Annotated in this window: 12 protein-coding genes; 3 read left to right on the forward strand and 9 right to left on the reverse strand. The window is 46.6% G+C overall.

The window, feature by feature from the left end; translation table 11 throughout:
* The first annotated feature begins 5 nt into the window (after positions 1-5).
* From sufC to NQ564_RS17995, 3 genes are read left to right on the forward strand one after another with little or no spacing between them, the layout of a single operon-like run.
* The gene (sufC, locus tag NQ564_RS17985; RefSeq protein ID WP_008152865.1) at positions 6-761 is read left to right on the forward strand and encodes a Fe-S cluster assembly ATPase SufC; all 756 of its coding nucleotides are present in this window, start codon (positions 6-8) and stop codon (positions 759-761) included.
* Positions 754-2,106: a Fe-S cluster assembly protein SufD gene (gene sufD / locus NQ564_RS17990; RefSeq protein ID WP_008152863.1), complete on the forward strand. Its 1,353-nt coding sequence runs from the start codon at positions 754-756 to the stop codon at positions 2,104-2,106. The genes sufC and sufD overlap by 8 nt, the downstream gene beginning before the upstream one ends.
* Before the next feature lie 9 nt (positions 2,107-2,115).
* Positions 2,116-2,496: a VOC family protein gene (locus NQ564_RS17995; RefSeq protein ID WP_008152861.1), complete on the forward strand. Its 381-nt coding sequence runs from the start codon at positions 2,116-2,118 to the stop codon at positions 2,494-2,496.
* 162 nt (positions 2,497-2,658) lie between these two features.
* On the opposite strand, the gene NQ564_RS18000 is transcribed toward NQ564_RS17995, so the two are convergent.
* The 9 genes from NQ564_RS18000 to NQ564_RS18040 form a co-directional block, all read right to left on the reverse strand.
* Positions 2,659-3,225: an RNA polymerase sigma-70 factor gene (locus NQ564_RS18000; protein WP_008152860.1), complete on the reverse strand. Its 567-nt coding sequence runs from the start codon at positions 3,223-3,225 to the stop codon at positions 2,659-2,661.
* Between the two features lie 55 nt (positions 3,226-3,280).
* Positions 3,281-3,991, reverse strand: a complete 711-nt coding sequence (locus NQ564_RS18005) for a Gfo/Idh/MocA family protein (RefSeq protein WP_317127976.1) — start codon at positions 3,989-3,991, stop codon at positions 3,281-3,283.
* Positions 3,937-4,068, reverse strand: coding sequence for a hypothetical protein (locus tag NQ564_RS18010; protein ID WP_008152855.1), 132 nt, complete (start codon positions 4,066-4,068; stop codon positions 3,937-3,939). The genes NQ564_RS18005 and NQ564_RS18010 overlap by 55 nt, the downstream gene beginning before the upstream one ends.
* 10 nt (positions 4,069-4,078) lie before the next feature.
* Positions 4,079-6,364 (reverse strand): GH92 family glycosyl hydrolase, encoded by a 2,286-nt coding sequence (locus NQ564_RS18015; RefSeq protein ID WP_008152852.1) that lies wholly within the window; start codon positions 6,362-6,364, stop codon positions 4,079-4,081.
* 144 nt (positions 6,365-6,508) lie between these two features.
* The gene (locus tag NQ564_RS18020; RefSeq protein WP_008152850.1) at positions 6,509-7,993 is read right to left on the reverse strand and encodes a RagB/SusD family nutrient uptake outer membrane protein; all 1,485 of its coding nucleotides are present in this window, start codon (positions 7,991-7,993) and stop codon (positions 6,509-6,511) included.
* A gap of 14 nt (positions 7,994-8,007) precedes the next feature.
* Positions 8,008-11,208, reverse strand: coding sequence for a SusC/RagA family TonB-linked outer membrane protein (locus tag NQ564_RS18025; protein ID WP_129650334.1), 3,201 nt, complete (start codon positions 11,206-11,208; stop codon positions 8,008-8,010).
* 278 nt (positions 11,209-11,486) lie between these two features.
* Positions 11,487-14,258, reverse strand: coding sequence for a glycoside hydrolase family 2 (locus tag NQ564_RS18030; RefSeq protein ID WP_008152845.1), 2,772 nt, complete (start codon positions 14,256-14,258; stop codon positions 11,487-11,489).
* Between the two features lie 106 nt (positions 14,259-14,364).
* On the reverse strand, positions 14,365-15,837 hold the full coding sequence (locus NQ564_RS18035; protein ID WP_008152843.1) for a RagB/SusD family nutrient uptake outer membrane protein: 1,473 nt from the start codon (positions 15,835-15,837) through the stop codon (positions 14,365-14,367).
* 20 nt (positions 15,838-15,857) lie between these two features.
* A complete protein-coding gene (locus tag NQ564_RS18040; RefSeq protein ID WP_008152841.1) occupies positions 15,858-19,223 on the reverse strand; it encodes a TonB-dependent receptor in 3,366 nt (1,121 codons plus the stop codon).
* Positions 19,224-19,311 lie beyond the last annotated feature (88 nt).

Below are 19,311 nucleotides of genomic sequence, written 5' to 3' on the forward strand. Positions count from 1 at the left end.
AAGTTATGTTAGAGATAAAAAATTTACATGCCAATATCAATGGCAAAGAAATATTGAAAGGGATCAACCTTTCTGTCAAGGCGGGTGAGGTACACGCTATTATGGGGCCGAACGGTTCCGGAAAAAGTACCTTGAGCAGTGTGTTGGTCGGTAATCCGGCATTCGATGTAACGGAAGGGGAGGTGATCTTCAATGGTAAGAACCTGCTGGATCTCGAACCGGAAGATCGTAGTCGCGAAGGTATTTTTCTGAGTTTTCAGTATCCGGTGGAGATTCCGGGGGTCAGCATGGTGAACTTCATGCGTGCCGCTCTGAACGAACATCGTAAATACAAAGGACTGGAACCTGTATCGGCTACCGATTTCCTGAAACTGATGCGTGAGAAGCGTGCGATTGTCGAACTAGACAATAAGCTGGCGAGCCGCAGCGTGAACGAAGGGTTTTCGGGCGGTGAGAAGAAGCGGAACGAAATTTTCCAGATGGCGATGTTGGAACCGAAGCTGGCGATTCTCGATGAAACGGACAGCGGTTTGGATATCGATGCCCTCCGTATCGTGGCAAATGGTGTGAACCAATTGCGTACACCTGAGAATGCGGCTATCGTTATCACGCACTATCAGCGTCTGCTGGATTATATCAAGCCTGATGTTGTACATGTCCTCTACAAAGGACGTATCGTCAAGACAGCCGGTCCCGAACTGGCCCTCGAGCTCGAAGAAAAAGGTTACGACTGGATCAAGAAAGAGATGGGAGATGAGTGACATGAAGGCTGAACAACAATATATTGATCTTTTCACCCGCTATGAGGACCTGATCCGTCGCCATGCCTCAGGCGTGCAGAATGCACCCCGCACACAGGCTTTGGCTGATTTGGAGCGGTTGGGCTTTCCGACGGTGAAGAGTGAAGATTATAAATATACCGATGTGGCCCAGGCTTTTGCTCCGGACTATGGGGTGAATATCAATCGTCTCGATATCCCGGTCAATCCGTATGACGTATTCCGTTGTGACGTCCCCAACCTGAGTACTTCTCTTTATTTTGTGGTGAACGATACTTTCTATGACAAGATGTTGCCGAAAGCCCATCTTCCCGAAGGCGTTTATGCCGGGGGGATGCGTACTTTCATGGAGAAATATCCCGAAGTAGCCTCCCGTTATTACGGTAAAGCGGCTCCGACCGGTAAGGATGGTATCGTTGCTTTGAACACGATGCTGGCTCAGGATGGTTTTGTGGTCTATGTGCCGGAAGGTGTCGTTGTGGAGCGTCCGATCCAATTGGTGAATATTTTCCGTAGTGATGTGGACACGATGGCGAATCGCCGTATCCTGGTGATTATGGAGGCCCGTTCGGAAGCCAAACTGCTGGTGTGCGACCATAGCATCGACGATGTCAAGTTCTTAGCGACACAGGTTGTCGAAATTTTTGCGGGCGAAGGCGCCTTCTTCGATTACTACGACCTCGAAGAGAGCAGCGTGTCAACTACTCGTTTTGCCTCCGTACATGTGAAGCAGGAAGCGGGAAGTAATGTTTTGGTGAATGGTATCACACTGAATAACGGCCTTACCCGTAATAACTATTATATCGAGCTGAACGGCGAACAGGCTGAAGCGACTTTGTGCGGTATGTCGATCCTGGATAAGGAACAGCAGCTGGACACCTACAGCCATATTACGCATGCCGTACCTTATTGCACCAGCAACGAGCTGTTCAAGAATGTCTTGGATGACCATGCGGTCGGTGCGTTCAGCGGCCGTATCTTAGTGAAGGAAGATGCACAGAAGACAGCGGCCTATCAGACGAATCGCAATCTTTGCGCGACCCGTGAAGCCCGCATGTACAGCAAGCCCCAGTTGGAAATCTATGCCGACGATGTGAAATGTTCGCATGGTATGACCACCGGACAGTTGGACGAAAACGCCTTGTTCTATATGCAGAGCCGCGGCATTCCTCGTGATGAGGCACGCATGTTACTGAGTGTAGCTTTCACCTCGGATGTGATTGACTATGTACGTCTGGATGCCTTAAAAGACCGTCTGCACAAATTGGTAGAAAAACGTTTTCGCGGAGAACTGGCGAGATGCGCCGGTTGTCGGATTTGTAAATAAGAATAACATATGCAATTGACTCATATCGCTATTTGGACGAATGAACTGGAACGTTCGCGTGATTTTTATATCAAGTATTTCAACGGGAAAAGCAACGAGAAATATGTGAACCCGAAGAAAGGCTTTGCCTCCTATTTCGTAACCTTCGAAGGAGGAGCTTCGCTTGAAATCATGCAGCGGACCGATATTACCAGAGAAACGGCAGACGTGTTCATCGGACTTGCCCATTTTGCCTTTTCTACCGGATCGAAAGAGAAGGTGGATGTCATGATTGAACGGTTCCGTTCGGACGGCTACAAGATCGTAGGTGAGCCGCGTACCACAGGAGACGGCTACTATGAAGGGGCTGTTTTGGACCCGGATGGTAATATTGTCGAGGTGATCGCTTGAAGGAAACGTCCCGGGGGAAATATTGCCGGATACAGACAAATATAGAAGGGCACCGGATTATGCAGACATTATGGATAAGATAAGTTTGCGTGATCCGGCGCTCTTTTTATTTTTTACATTCGGATAAAAGATTGGTGGTCGAATGTGGACGGAAGGATCGGATTAATTCATGTAGGATAAGAATGCAAATAATGGAATGTAGTCTTTCAGGTTGATATGTAACTTTTTTAAGGCTTGGGTGATGTGGTATTCCACGCCTTTGGTAGTCATACCGAGTGTTTCCGCTATCTCTTTGTAAGGTTTGTTTTCGTAGCGGCTCATGATGAAAATACGGCGGGTCTGTTCGGGCAGGGTGGCCAATGTCTTGTTCACGATCTCTTGCGCCTCGGCTGTAAACAGTTCTTCCGGATCGCAGGCTTCGAGGGTGGAAATGCGGGTGTTCAGTTCCCATTCGGCATGATTCTTCAGGTGTTCGCTGGCATCTTCCCTGACTTGTATATGTTGCAGGTAGTTGATGCATTTGTTTTTGATGATCGTGAGTATATAGGCCGGAACATTGGAATCGGCCTTTAGCGTGTTACGGTTTTCCCAGTATTGCATCAGTGCCTCTATGGTGAAATCTTCGGCAACGGCCATATCCCTCACATACATATTCGCAAAGCGGATGAACCGTCCTTGATAATCTGCGAATAATTGATTGAAAGCCTTTAAATCTGTTGAATATTCCATCACTCCCTATCGATTAGCGTGTAAATATAGTAAAAATTTAAAGGAAAAACGATACTTATTTCAGATAGATTACCTTTCCTGTTTTTGCCGATTCTTTCGCTGCATCAAGAATTTCCATTACAATCAGATTATTCTGCAGGGATGACTGGGGATCTTCTTCTGCACTTCCTCTAACCACGGCGCAAAAATAGGAGAACGGGTTATTATAGGGGGCGGGGCGGCTTACCGGGTTGATTTGTTGTACGGGTGACTTTTCGCCTGTACGGATCAGTAGCGTTTCTTTATCCGGAATCTGAATATAGCCGTTTTTTCCGTATATCTCGGAGGTCTTCATATTGACTGGCCAGTTCCAAGAGGCTTCGAGGATGCATTGGGCTTCCGGATAGGTCAGGATAACGGTGGCCTGGTCTTCCACTTCTTCATATTGATCCGGTTTGATGGTCTGGAAAGCCGATACAACGGAGAGGGGTTTTCGGTTGTCCATCAGCCAAGTCATTAAGTTGGCCCCGTAACAGCCGAAATCCATCACAGCACCACCACCGTTTAAGACAGGGTCTTTGATCCAGGGGATCATTTCGGGATGCGTGTTCCGTTCTACCGGGCCAGTATGTCCGTCGCGGAAGATCGCTTTGCGTATTTCTCCGATTTCCCCTTTCCGTATGAGTTGTGCGGCTGCCTCATGAGAACCGTACCAAGTCGTTTCATAGTTGGTCAGCAGGTGTATTCCGTGCCGGAAGGCGAGTTGGTCAGTCCGATGATTCCTAATCTGACGGGTGTATCCTGCCCTGCCTTTGCCGATAGGACGGCAAGACAGAGCAGGAGTATGTAAATGATTCTTTTCATGTGTCGTTCTTTATAAACCGAGTGAAGGTGGAAGCGATCCGGTAGCTGAGGCCCATTCCTTGTTAGGGGCATCTCCCATGACGAACGAAAGGATGCCTCCGTTCATGATGTCTTTGTGGAGGATGTAGCTCTTGTCGTATGGCTGACCGTTAAGGGTAGCCGACTGAATGTAGATATTCTTTTCCGATGCCCCTTTGGCTTCGATTGTGAATTTCTTGCCGTTTTCAAGTGTGATAACACTTTCTTCGAATGACGGGCTACCGATCACATAGTAGGGCATGCCCGGACAGACCGGATAGAAGCCAACCATGCTGAAAACCAGCCAGGATGACATCTGGCCGGCATCGTCATTGCCGGAAAGTCCGTCGGGAGTAGTGAAATACTCGCGGTTGATGATGTCATGCACCCATTTTTGGGTCTTCCAGGGTTCGCCGGCATAAGCGAAAAGATAGGCGATGTGGTGTCCCGGTTCGTTGCCATGCCAGTAATAATCTCCTTCGAAGAAAGTATCTAGGCGGTTGATGAAGCGTTCTTTTCCGCCCATATGTCGGATCAGCCCAGCTATGTCCTGGGGAGCATACCAGGTGTAATGGTAAGGAGTCCCTTCACAGATAAACGAAGTGGAGGCAAACGGGTCGAAGGGCTCGATCCAGGTTCCGTTGGCATGGCGTCCACGGGCGTAGCCGGTTTCGGGGTCGATTACGTTCCGGTAGTTTTCCGCCCGTTTGATGAGCGCTTTATAATCGTCTGTCTTGCCTAACTTCTTGGCAACCTGTGAAAGGACAAAATCATCATAGGCATATTCCAGTGTGCGGGAGACTTGTTCACGGCGGTGGAATGCTTCCATTACTTGATCCTCTAACGGCACGTAGTTGTATTTCAGGTAAGACTCCATTGCCCGGCGGCCTTTCCCGTCGCGATAGCTGCCGGAGTCCGGATTGGCCTCGAAGGCATTTTTGCGCATCAGCGTGTAAGCTTCTTCATAGTCGAAGCCCGGAGCATCTTTGATGATGGCGTCTCCGATCATGGCGATGCAATGGTCACCGATCATGGCAGCCGTGTAGCTGTTCCAGGATGGGAAGATGGGTAACCAGCCGCCCTGCTGTCCTTTCAATACGAGTGAATGTGCCATATCTCCGTTGCGGGAAGGGTTGAGGATGGAGAATAGAGGGTGGACCGCACGATAGGTATCCCATTGCGAGAAGTCGCAATAGTAGGTTCCGTGATCCATCTTCATAATCTGTCCGCCACCGTCGAATTTCGGATAAGAGCCGTCCACGTCACTGAATGTGCGGGGCAGGAAGTGTGCGTTGTAGAGAGCCGAATAGAATTTTACCTTTTCTTCTTCATTGTTCCCTTTTACAGCGATTTGCCCCAAAGTTTGGTTCCAGGTGTCGGATGAAGTTTGCCGTACTTCGTTGAAGTCCCATCCCGGGATTTCGCAGGCCAGGTTCTTGCGGGCGTTGTCGATGCTCGTGAAAGAGGTGGCTACCTTGACCAATGTCTTTCCCGGCTTATCGGAAGCCAGTTTTACCCAAGCTCCGACAGCATGTTTTTGCCCTCTTGCCGATTTCCGTCCGGATGTGATCGTGGTGCTGTCCCAAACGCCATAGTCGGCAATTTCTTCATTCAGCTGGATTACGAAATGTCCGCTGAATCCGGCTTCCTTGCCGTATCCCTGGTAGATGCGGTGTACGGGGTTGTAACCGGTAATTTCTTTTTTCTCAGGATCGACCTCGACGAAGGCGACACCTTCATCGCTGTTGGGCTCGATCACGATATAGTGGTCACCATCCTGTTCGAAGCTGAATTGCATAATGCCGGCACGGGAGAGTCCGGTCAGTTCGGCATGGATGCCATAGTCGTTCAAGTCAACTGAATAATAGGAGGGAGTAGCTATCTCTTGAGTATGGTCGAAAGAGGAGGAGCGTTTGACCGGGTCTGTTTCGAGCTTATTACAGAGCGGCATGATCGTGACACTTCCGTAGTCTTGTGTACAGGAGCCGTTCATCCAGTGGCTGGCCCGGAATCCTTGGATCGCGTCTTGGAAATAATAGTAAGGAGGATGGCATTTCTGTTCGGTCGCCTGTGTCTGTGCCACCCAGTTGGTCATACCATGCGGAACTCCGACAGCGGGCATGATTTGTCCACGTTCTTCCGTCGAGTTCTTGTCTTTCCCCTGTACAATGCGGATATCCGTACCGATCAGCGGATCTACATATTTTTCAAATTTGCTTTCCTGTTGGTTACATGAGAATAAACACAACGTACTTAATAAAATTATCCAGCTTTTCATTTGATATTATTTTAGGTAGGCTGTAAAGATAGCGAAAAAGAAGGGAAGTGCATCAAAACTATCCCTGTTCCCGCACTCGACGCGAGATTGCATTATGTCGAGTGTGGGGACAAGGAGATTTTGACACACTTCCTGTCTTTTCGGTTAATTTCGAGATTCGATCTTGTAGTCGTTCTGCGTCAGTTTCGGATTGACATCGATCTGCTTTTGCGGAATCGGGCAGATCAGGTTAGTCTCGTTCAGTGAGAATCCTTTACTTTTCATCACTTCGACTGCGCGTCCGGTACGAATCAGGTCAAACCAGCGATGGTTTTCGAATGCCAGTTCCACGCGGCGCTCCTGTTCTACCATCAGAGCGAACTGAGCCTTGTCGGTTGTCTGCAGGTCGACCGGGCTGGTCTCTGTCGTCTGATAACCGAAACCACGACGGCGTGTCATATTCAGATATTTGCAGGCTTCTGCCGTTTTTCCGTTCTGGTTTAGGGCTTCGGCATACATCAGGATCACATCCGCATAGCGGATCACCGGATAGTTGTTGCTGGCATCATTGTTCTGGTATGGAACGTCCATAAACTTGCAAACATAGCGGGATTCCACCCATTCGTTGTTCTTACGGTTATCGTAATATCCTAAGGACATGGAGAAATCACGACGGAGGTCGCCTTCCTCATAAGCATTGTAAATGTCCATTTCCGGGATATTATTACCACCTGTACCGCCGACTGCCACTACATTTGTTCCTGAGTTTTCAGGTGCAAAGTTATTGGCATAGTTGGAGCCTTCGCCATAGCCACCTTTCAGGAACTGGATTTCGAAGATACCTTCCTTGCTGTTGTGGTTAACCGGGCTGAACACGTTTTTGTAACCGTCGATGTTCAGGCTACCCGGCGTATTTTCCAACAAGCTGTACCGTCCACTGTTAATAATTTCGGCCAGGATCGTTTCCGCTTCTGCATATTTGTGCAAAGTCATGTAGACGTCTGCCAGTAATGCTTTGGCTGCTCCCTGGGTGGCACGCCCGTCTTCGGCTGTCGAATAGGAAACAGGAAGACCTTGTGCCTCTTTCAAGTCGGCGATGATCTGGTTGTAAACATTTTCTTTCGGTTCGCGCAGGATGTCGTAAGATTCCGAGATGCTGATCTCTTTCAGTACCAGAGGCACATCGCCGTAGACACGGACCAGGTTGAAATACATCAGGGCACGGATAAATTTGCATTCCAGTTTGTACCGGTTTGCCAGTTCGGCATTGATCTCGATTCCGTCGATGCGGCCTAAGACAGTATTGGTACGGTTAATAACTTTGTAGGCTGCTTTCCAGAAACTGGCGATCATACTGTTCTGCGTGTCGATATAGAACTGGTCGAACTCGTTCTGAGTGGTTACCGAACCGGAGAGCTGGTTGCGGGTATTGTCGGAGGGAATTTCTCCGAAAACATACCAGTTACCATAGATATCACCTTCTTGTAGAGAAGAGTAGGCTCCGTTTACTGCCGAAAGAATATCGTCGGCTGTTTTATAGAAATCGTTTTCACTTAAATCCGTTTGCGGATTCTGTTCCAGGAAGTCGCTGCAAGATGAGAAGCTGAATCCCAGAAGAGCTATTGCGATCAGATTATATTTTAGTTTCATAATTCGTCTGCTATTTAAAAGGTTACGTTAATACCGAAAGTACAGGTGCGATACAGCGGGTACATACCGTAGTCGGTACCGGGAGCTGTGACGTTGTCTTCCTTGAAACTTGTTTCCGGGTTGTAGCCGCTATAACTTGTGATCGTCAGTAGGTTCTGTGTAGAAACATATACGCGTGCACGTTGGATACTGCATTTCTTGGTGAATGCTTCTGGCAACGTATAACCTACAGTCAGGTTGTTTATACGGAGGAAAGAACCGTTTTCCACCCAGCGGGAAGAAATGGCGTTGTTCTGTCCGGTCGGCTGTGAGTTGGCTCTCGGAATCCATCCGTTACCTGGGTTTGATTCTGACTGCCAGCGTCCCATCATCTCTTTCAGCTGATTCTGGTTACCTTCGCCCTGTGTGTAGAAGCGTCTACCCAAGTGTAGCACTTCATTTCCGACAACCCCTTGCAGGGAGATGCTGGCATCGAAGTTTTTGTAGGTGAAAGAGTGTGTCATACCCCAAGTGAAGTCCGGCATATTGTTACCGATGATCGTACGGTCGTCAGCATCGATTTTCTGATCTCCGTTGACATCTTCGAACATGACGTCACCCACCTGCGTGTCGGCCAGATGAGGATATGATTCCAGTTCTTCTTTCGTTTTGAAGACTCCCAGCATCTTATATCCGTAGAAAGCACCGATCGGCTGACCTACCATCGTAACATGAGTTGTTCCGGCACCGCCATCGCTGAAGATCGGGTCTCCTGTCGGTCCTAAAGCCAATACTTTGTTGCGATTGACAGAGATATTTCCGGTTGCATCCCAAGTAAAGTCTTTACCTCTGAACGGAGTACCGCTAATAGTGATTTCAAGACCTTTGTTACGCATTTTTCCGATATTTTGCATGGCTTTATCAAATCCGGTGATTGTCGGGATGTCGACGTTCATCAACAGATCGGTAGTCTTACGATAGTACAGGTCCAGAGACAAAGACAGACGGCTGTCTAAAACGGAGATTTCGAAACCGAGGTCGGTCTGGCGTGTCTTTTCCCAAGTCAGGTCAGCGTTGGAGAAGCTCTTTTGGGCTGCACCGTTTACGATATTACCCGTACCCGTTCCCAATACATAGTTAGCATTTTCCATGATACCGATCGACGCATAATCACCGATATTATTGTTACCTGTGATACCATAGCTTGCACGGATCTTCATGTCCGACAACCATTTTACATCTTTCAGAAAGTCTTCCTGAGACAGACGCCATGCTACTGATCCGGAAGGAAAATAACCGTAGCGGTTGTTTTTGCCGAAACGGGAAGAACCGTCCGCACGGATGGATGCGGTCAGGTAGTATTTGTTGTTATAACGGTAGTTGACACGTGCCAGATAGGAGAGCAATGTCCAGGTCTTGCGTTCTGACTTGCTGCTTTTTACTGTTGCATTGTTGAGTGTCTGGATTTTATCATTCGGGAAATCGGAACCCGTAGCCTCTGTGTAGCGGTAGATGTTTTTCTGTGCAGTGACACCGGCAACAGCGTCGAGTTCGTGCTTACCCCACGATTCGAAATAAGTAATTGTATTTTCGTTCAGCCAGTTGATAACTTCGGTCGACTTCTCTGTCGCTTTTCTTTCCGTTGAAGGGAGAGGAGCCACGTTACCGTTGTTAGGAATGGTTGCCGGACGGAAGTATTCGCCTCTGTATTCGCGGATATCGGCACCGATGGTGGATTTCAGTTTCAGGTTTTTCAACAAGGAAAGTTCGATGTAACCGTTACTGAACAGGCGGAGATCTGTGTCGTAGTTGTGGATATGTGTCAAGGCCACAGCATTCGGTACACCGGTCAATCCGTCGCTAGCGACGGCGTACATGGACTGTGAAGCCCATGTACCGTCTTCATTATATACAGGTACTACGGGAGATGTCGCCAAAGCTGCGTTGATGACACCATCACTTGCCCAATGGCCTTGGGTCGTCTTGTTCGCGTTCATATAGGTTGGAGCCAGATTAACACCCATCTTCAGCCAACTGTTCAGTTCGCTGTCGATTTTGGCTCTTGCCGAGAATCGTTCATAATCACTGTTGATAACGACACCCTGCTGGTTGAAATAGCCGGCAGAGAACATATATTTGGTCTTTTCGTCGCCACCTGTTACTGTCAACTGATAGTTCTGTACGGGCGAAGTGCGGAAAATTTCGTCCTGCCAATCCGTTCCGGCACCTAAAGAAGCAATATAGGCGGCATCGTCGTAGATAGCAGGGTAACGATAACGGTTTCCGGACGGACGCATACTCAGCGGATCGCTGGCAGATGCTCCAGGAACCTTGCTGATGTAGTTGTTATTGAAGGCTTCCCGGCTGAATTCGACAAATTCTTGTGCGTTCATCAGGTCCATCTTCTTTGTTACGTTCTGGAAACCTGCATAGATATCCAAGCTTACGCTGACCTTGCCAGTCTTTCCCGACTTGGTTGTGACCAATACGACCCCGTTGGCTGCACGCGAACCGTAGATGGCGGCTGCCGAAGCATCTTTCAATACTTCGATAGATTCGATATCATTCGGGTTGATCGCATTCAAGTTTTGTTCTCCCAGCGGATATCCGTCGACAACATACAACGGGGCGCTGGATGCCGTGATGGAGCCGGACCCGCGCACACGGATTGTGGCCGCTTGCCCTGGTTGCCCTCCGACTTGTTGTACCTGTACACCGGCCAGTTTTCCGGCCATCGCTTCTGTCGGATGCGACACTTTGAGGTCTTTCATCGAACTGCTGCTCAATTGTGAAACGGCTCCTGTCAAGTCTTTTTTCTTCATGACACCGTAGCCGACTACTACAACTTCGTCCAGTGCTTCGGAATCTTCCTGGAGAGTAATGTTAAAGGTGGTCTGATTCCCTACGCGTATTTCCTGTGGAGTAAATCCGATGTAGGAGATAACGAGAGTAGCGTTTGCGGGCACATTCTCAAGCGTGAATTTACCATCCATGTCCGTAATGTTCCCGTTTGTCGTTCCTTTTACGATAATGTTGGCTCCGGCTATAGGACCGAGTGCGTCTTGTACGACTCCTGTGATGGTCTTTCCGTTTTGTTGCAAACGTGTAGGAACTGCCGAGTCCGATTTTCCCCGCAGGCTCGTTGCAGGGTCTGTGATGTAGTTCTCACTTGCCAGAACACTGATGCTGGGCAAAAGAGAAAGCAGGCAAATTTTTGCCATTTTGTTATTTTTCATGTTCACATGGTGATTTAAGTTACTACTCAATAAGTTAACTATATGAATATTAAGAATAGCCGTGGTTATTCTCTATATGCAAAGATACTTTGACTTCATGGCCCCATTGGATAACTGATTTAAGTTTATATTTATTAAACGCTGTTTATTCACACTCTCTGATTTCATTCAAGATTCTGCAAATATAGATAAAGTTATTATTAAACAAAAAAAATTAACAGTTAATCCGGGCTACTCCGAATATAACTGTTAATCTCTTTTAATTGTATTTGCTTCTGTTAGAAGCGGAAATACAATTTTCCACTGACATTATTTTCCGGTCCGTTTCCTCTGGTACGATGCGGTTGAGATTGGGGGCCGAAATCTTCCGCTTTTCCGAATTTGGTTCCGACAGCCGGAATTGCATTCATGAAAGATATATTTCCTTCCGGATAGTCGGCAATCGTGTGGTTACGTTTCGGATCGTATTGTTCTTGTACGGCTGGGGTAAAGAGGTGCAAGGTGATATCTTCTTTCCCGCTGTAGACTTCGAATGGAGTGGGACAATCGAGCTTCATTCCATAAAACAAAGAATAATATCCTTTAAATTCCGGATAATCCCAGCTTTCACCAGTGATAGTGTTGTTATACTTCTTATCCCAGATATCCAGCGAACCGCCTTTCATCCGGTTGTTATATACACGGTATGGTCCGTTGGCGAGCAAAGTGGCTCCGGCGATCTCCTTTTCTGGGAAATCGAACGTGATACCCGCCATCTTGACCATGTCCTGGGGGCGGTAATTGTAATCCAGTTCTACGATGCCGGAAGGGAGCATGGTCCAGGTGAATGTGTAGACTGTATTTTTTCCGTTTCGGGACGTATAAGTGGCAATCAGTTGAGGATTTCCTTCCACTTGCTTATATTCTACTGATTTACAAATAATATCTTGATTGGATATCAGTACCGGCCCATTGTTCAACGGGATTGCTTTACCTCCGGAAGTGACTGACCGGAGCAGGCCGTTTTGTTTGTCGAACGTTACCTCCGTACCGGCAGCCGAAAAATACCAGTTATCGATGCTTTCTTTTACAGTCGGTACGCTACCTTCCTGTGGCAGCAGACGGTTGGCAAGACGGTCGGGTGTGCCGATCTCGTAGCTCCAGGTAAATAACTCTTGGTTGTAACGGTCTTTTACCGTAACATATAGAAAGTCGTATTCCTGCCAGCCGGAGGGAAGTTCAAGTTGCAAATACCCTCTTTCTCCCGGACGGATATCAGGAGAAGTGATCTTGCCAGAAACCGATTGTATGGCCTTTTGTGCAAGCGAGTTGATTTTAGACAGCCGGTATGTGTAGTTACAAGCGTTCGCATTTGTGAACGCATATCTGTTTTCTATTTCGAAACGGCCATCCCATCCCGGTGTGAGATAGCGTTTCGGCAGATGGATCGGCGACCATATTTCTTTGATTGTAAAGAAGCTACCTTCTTTTTCGCGATATGGACCTACGATACCGTCGGCTCCATGATCTTTGTCGGTATCGTAGAATCCGTTTTTATCTTCGCGAACAACTGCCTGGTCCGTAAAGTCCCAAAGGAACATGCCGGCTGAAAGCGGATTGGAGAGCATCAGGTTCCAGTAGTCGTCGAGTCCGGCTCCGTGTCCACCGTCGTATAATCCGTGCAGGATTTCTGTCGGCATGAAGATATCCCTTCCGTGGAACATATTGCCGATTCCGGAATTATATTTGATGTAATGTACCGTATTGATATTTCCCGATAACGCCCAAGGATGCAGGACAGCTCGTTTTTGCGGATCATATTGTGGAAATAGTGGGTCGAGGTCAAAATTGAAGCCTCCCTCATTCCCGTTTGCCCAGAAAATGATAGACGGACGGTTGAGATCCCGTTTCAGCATTTCTCCGACTAGAATGGTCCCGACTTCCGTGTCATAAGGAGGATATTGCCAAGCGCACAGTTCGTCGATCACATACATCCCCAGAGAGTCGCAAACTTCCAGAAAATGTTTGTCAGGTGGATAGTGTGACATGCGGACTGCATTCATGTTCATTTCTTTCATCAGCTTGACGTCGTTAATACTAAGCTGCTTGTTCGTCGTTCGTCCCGTAGTGGGCCAGTGAGAGTGGCGGTTCACCCCTTTAAAGCGCATTTTCACACCGTTGATATAGACACCGTCTTTCGGTTTCACTTCGACTGTACGGAACCCGATCCGGTCGGTTATGGTATGCAGTACTTTGTCTTTCTGGCGAAGGGTGATTATGGCGGTGTACAATTGTGGGTCTTCGGCTGACCAGGGTTTGATATTGTCGATTTTGCCAGATAGGGATATTTTTCCTGTTTTTTCGTTTATGGAAGCAGATGTGATTTTCCCCATCGTCTGGTCCTGGATATCTTTGATCTCTATTTCCGCTTTTATGCCGGAAAGTTTCTTGTCTATAAATATATCTGCGTTCAGTTCGCCATGTTGCCGAGCGTCGATCGCCGTATATTCGATGAAGTTGTTAGGAACAGCTTCGAGGTAAACCGGACGGAAGATGCCTCCGAATACCCAGAAATCACATTGCCGTTCCGCTTCGTTGATACTGGCATTAGACGACATTTTATTCACTTTGACTTCCAAAAGGTTTTCTTTGTTCATATGGACCAGTTTGGTTATCTCCCGCTTGAATCGGTAGAAAGCTCCCTGATGGGGAGTACCTGCCTGTTTTCCGTTTACCTTAATTTCCGTATCGGTCATGGAACCTTCGAAAACGATAAAGATACGTTTGCCTTTCCATGTCGCCGGCACTTCGAATGTTGTTTTATACAATCCGGATTCGTCAGCTTTCGGCTTGTCATGTCCGTAGTTGAAGGTTCCGTATCCTTCCATTTCCCAGCAGGAGGGAACCTTGATCTTATTCCATTCCCCGCTTTTCCTGCCACCGGTACAGAAGAAGTCCCATTCGACCGCATCGTCCGACCCTTTCCCTGACAGGTATTTTACATCAGTGGTCTGCCCGCTTGCTAACAGGCTACCTATTAAAAATAAAAAAGAATAAAAATATTTCATCATATAGTAAGAATTAAGAGGTTTTCTGATAAAAAGGGATTGTAAATGATGATTTGTCTGTTACTTTTGGCTTGATCCAAAAGTAACAGACAAATCATCATTTACCAAATTACCACAGCGGATGCTGTTTCAGATTCGGATTTTTATCCGTTTCGTCCTGAGGCAAAGGTAGTGAATAATATTTATCATCCACGGCCCTGCCCAAGCGTTCTGCCATGCAATGCTGCCGTTTCATGTCGAACAAAGAATGCCCTTCGGCTGCAAACTCCCAAATACGTTCCTGTATGATCGCTTTCCGCAAATCTGTTTGTGAAATAGATGAAGGGATTGGCTCGAGTCCGGCTCTTGCCCGTACCCGGTTGATGCCTGTCAGTGCATCTCCGATGCGGTTCATTTCGCAATAGGCTTCGGACTGCATTAACAAAACATCTGCGTAACGTATGATTTTTCTGTTGCAACTATAGTCTCCGGCCGAAGTTGATTGATTGTCGTTCGGATCAAGATATTTAGCAAAGTGGCAAAGAGGAAAAGAGGGTTCTGCTATATTATCCGGATCATAAACATATTGTTTGCCGTTATTTATATCGGTAAATTCTGTAACAAACGTGGTGGAAATTCGTTTGTCTTCGACTTCATATGATTTATAGAATTCCGGAGTAGAAATGAATGAAGACCATCCGTCCGTCTTTTTAATGTTATAACCACGCATCCCTGTTATGGCTGGTGAGTCGTTTCCATTGATGTTTGTTTGGAATTCGATATCAAAAATATACTCTTTCCCATGTTCGTTTGTCACATCGAAAACTCGTCGGAAATTTTCTTCCAATCCATAACCGAAAGTTCCTTCATCATTAATAATATCAGTTGCTTGAGAAGCTGCCTTTTCCCAAAAACCGCTTTTGTTCCAAGGCCATCCGGCTTGTGTCAGATAGACTTTTGCCAACATAGCCATTGCTGCACCTTTTGTTGCACGTCCGGCATTCGAATCTTCCCATTTTATCGGTAGAGCAGAACCTGCATACAATAAGTCTTCTTCAATTAAAGCCCAGGCTGCGTCATCTGTTCCTTGGTTGGATGGAGCTTCATCATTTAAGTTGTCGGTTTCTCGAATGACGACAATATGGTCATAAAAGCGCATCAGATCAAAATAAGCTAAAGCGCGTAAGAATTTTGTCTGTCCGACAATCTGCTTTCTAACTTCTTCTGATTTGAATGTGATATTATCGATGTTCAGTAATAAATTATTTGCACGCCGAATGGCAGAATAGGAGATTTGCCAAATGTTTTTACAAAAATCGGTAGTCGGTGTCCAAGTTAAATTGTCCATTTCTACACGCGAAGGAGCGCTTGCATTGGCATTGGCCGCTTCACCGGGAAAATCAGCTCCCATCCAAATATAACGCCTATAGCTTTTTTCATCGGCAAATGTATTGTAGACAGCTGTCAGTGCAGCATTTGCATCGGCTTCCGTTTTGTAGAAATTGTCGGGTGTGATGAATTCATATGCTTCTTCATCCAGAAAATTGCAAGAGGAAGAGGACACCAGTAATGCTAATCCGATTATATATTTATGTAGTTTCATATTCAATTCGTTTTAAATGATTAAAAACCAATGTTTACACCAAGAATGAAAGAGCGGGCAGTCGGGTAGGCATTGTAATCCACACCTAACTGAAGATTGCTTTGTCCTTGACTATTTACTTCTGGATTGTATCCGGAATAGCCGGTGATAGTCAGTAAATTTTGTGCGGTTGCATAAATACGTAAAGAACGAAGGAATGAAACTTTGGGGAATGTGTAACCTAAAGTGACATTTTGTATGCGTAAAAAGGAACCGTCCTCAATTAGATAGTCGGACTGTAACAAATTTTGGTTTACTAACACGTGAGCACGCGGGTATTTACCATTCGGGTTGTTGGCTGTCCAACGGTCCTTCACTTCTGCCCGCTGATTACCCCATGCACTGACGATATTTGTTTCTGCGCGTAATACATTATATATGTCATTACCGACGGAACCGTTGATATAAACAGATAAATCAAAATTCTTATAAGAGAAATTATTGGTCCAACCAAAGATGAAATCAGGATTCGGATCACCAACGATCTGCCGGTCTTCTCCGAAACTGATCTTGCCGTCTCCATTCTTATCCACAAAACTCATATCTCCTATTTTGTCGAAGTTGGAATCAGCGACACGAGCAGCGTCTTGCCATTCTTTTTCCGTACGCATCACACCGTTTGTTTTCAACAAGTTCCATACTCCGACTGGTAATCCTGGCTCAAGCCAGCTACCGTTTACTTTCAGGTGTCCGGAGATCGTACCTTGCTGGGTCGGGATATATCCGGGGATTTCCAGCACTTTATTTTTGTTGGTTGACCAGTTAAGCATGGTGTTCCATTTGAATGGACCTGTCAGAACATCGGCTGATAGACTTAGTTCAAGACCTTTGTTTTGCAAACTGCCAATATTTTTCAAAACAGTACCGAAACCAGTTGTCAATGGAACGGAAATGTTCCATAACAGATCGGTTGTCTTTTTATAGTAATAGTCTGCTGTGAAATTGATGCGATTGTTGAATACTCCCAAGTCGATCCCGATATCGGTGATGGCAGTGGTTTCCCATTTCAAATCTGGATTTGGCATGTTACCGGCACCGATACCAACACTGGTTACCCCTCCGATTGGGTATGTATATGTATTCATCTTTTCGGGAGACGAATAAGCCGGAATATTTTGGTTACCTGTCACACCCCAACTACCTCTGATTTTCAAATTGCTGATCCAATCAATATTTTTCATGAACTTTTCTTGATTGATACGCCATGCAGCTGCGAATGAAGGGAAGAATGCCCATTTGTTATTTGCACCAAATTTGGAGCTCCCATCAGCCCGTCCTGTTACAGTGAAAAGATATTTGTCCATTAGGACATAATTGATACGACCGAAACCAGATAATAATGTGCTTTTACTCCTTCCGGTATTTGGTTTGTCCCATTGTGCACCGGCATCTAAATTGTTATATCCGTATACGTCACTGATAAAATCACGTGCAGTCATAGAACCGGTCTTGTTTTCTTCGTACAACAGAGAAGAACCGACCATGACATTCAGAGAGTGTTGGCCGATCTTTTTGATATAAGTCAATACGTTTTCATTCGAATAGGAACTGCTTCTACGGCTTTGTTGTTCTGCAATGCCGTTAGCATTGTAGCCTCTGTATGTCTCTTTTGGTTCGTACACTTCACGTGACGCGTTTGACATATCTGCTCCTCCACTGACTTTTAGTGTCAGTCCGTCAATGATGTGGAATGTCAGGTCGGCAGAAGCCAATATACGGTCGATGGTCCCTTTATCTTGAAGATGTTTAACGTAGGGAACAGGGTTCGGAACAGTAGAAGATCCTGGCAGATAGTTTAAACGGACGTATTCTCCGGTTGTCGGATCGTATATCGGAACTGTAGGCGGCATGACGAGTGATGCATTGATGATGGAAGTGTTTCCTCCTCCGTCTCCGTTTTCACGACCGGTATTGGCAAAAACACGGCTGATCGTAAGGCTGGTGGACAGGTCGACAACTTTAGAGATTTTCGTATCGATGTTGTTTCGCAGGGATACACGATTGAAATCCTGATTTTTAACAACTCCTTCTTGTCCAAAGTAACTTGCGACGACTGCAAATTTTGTGTTTTCGCTTCCTCCGTTTACCGAGACATTGTGGCTATGTATCGGAGCAGTACGGAAAATTTGATCTTGCCAATCTGTCCCTTCGCCCAATTGACTCATTGCAGGATATAAAGGGTCGGAAGATGTATTTGAGTAATAAATGGGACGGCCATCGGTTTCAGCTCCCTCGTTTACCATTTCAGCCCATTCGGTAGCGTTCATCATATCCAGTTTCTTAGCGACGTGCTGGAAACCTACATACCCGTCATAAGTGACTGTTGTTTTTCCCTGTTTACCTCTTTTGGTAGTGATCAGGATTACGCCGTTGGCGCCACGTGAACCGTAGATGGAAGTGGCGGAGGCATCTTTCAGGATTTCCATGCTTTCGATATCGCCAGGGTTCAAAGTCGCCAGCGGATTCTGTCCGGCACCGGAACCACCGGCCGAACCGCCTGCCGTAACAGGATAACCGTCGATTACGTATAAAGGCTGGTTACCTGAAGTCAGTGAGTTGCCGCCACGAATACGGATATCGACAACACCGCCCGGAGAACCGGAAGTCGCCATAACCTGCACGCCGGCCACTTTGCCTTGCAAACCCTGGTCGAAAGATGAAATCGCCTGTTTCTGGATTACGTCCGACTTTACGGAGCCGACGGAACCCGTCAAGTCGCTTTTACGCATCACACCGTAACCTACGACGACCACTTCATCTAATGCTTTTGTGTCTTCCGTCAGCTTGATCGTCAGCGATGATTTGTTTCCTACCGGCATATCCAGTGTGTTGAAGCCGATATAGGAAATTTGTAGCACAGCTTTCGGATTAACAGTGAGGGTGAACTGGCCGTTCATGTCGGTAATCGTACCGTTGGTCGTCCCCTTCTCTACGATATTAGCTCCGATGACCGGTTCGCCTGTCGCATCTTTGACAATACCGGTGATGGTTTGTCCTTTTTGTTGTAAACTGACCGGAGCGGTTTTTTCGTCTTTCGAGATGATGATCTGCCGGTCGGAGATGTAATAATGTGTGTCGGTTCCTTTAAATATCTGATCGAGAATCTTGCTTACCTGTTCTTTCCGTGCCTTGACGGATACTTTTCGGTTCAGGTCGACCGAGTTGTCCAGATAGAAAAAGATATATTCGCTCTCTTTCTCGATTTTATTAAATATTTCTTTCACCGTGAGGTTGTTCGATTCGATGGTGAAGAATGTTTCCTGCGAGTATGTCTCTGCTGCCAGGCAGAAACTCATACTCATCCACAAAAAAAGCAGACAAATACTAAACCTTGTGTTATTTTTCATATCGCTTGTAATGATTTAAGTTGGTAAAAACTTTTTATAGTTCTCATCTTTATGTGGGAAGGAAGTGTGTTCCCCCTCCTGTGTCGTT

The sequence above is a fragment of the Parabacteroides johnsonii DSM 18315 genome (assembly GCF_025151045.1).
Taxonomy (GTDB): domain Bacteria; phylum Bacteroidota; class Bacteroidia; order Bacteroidales; family Tannerellaceae; genus Parabacteroides; species Parabacteroides johnsonii.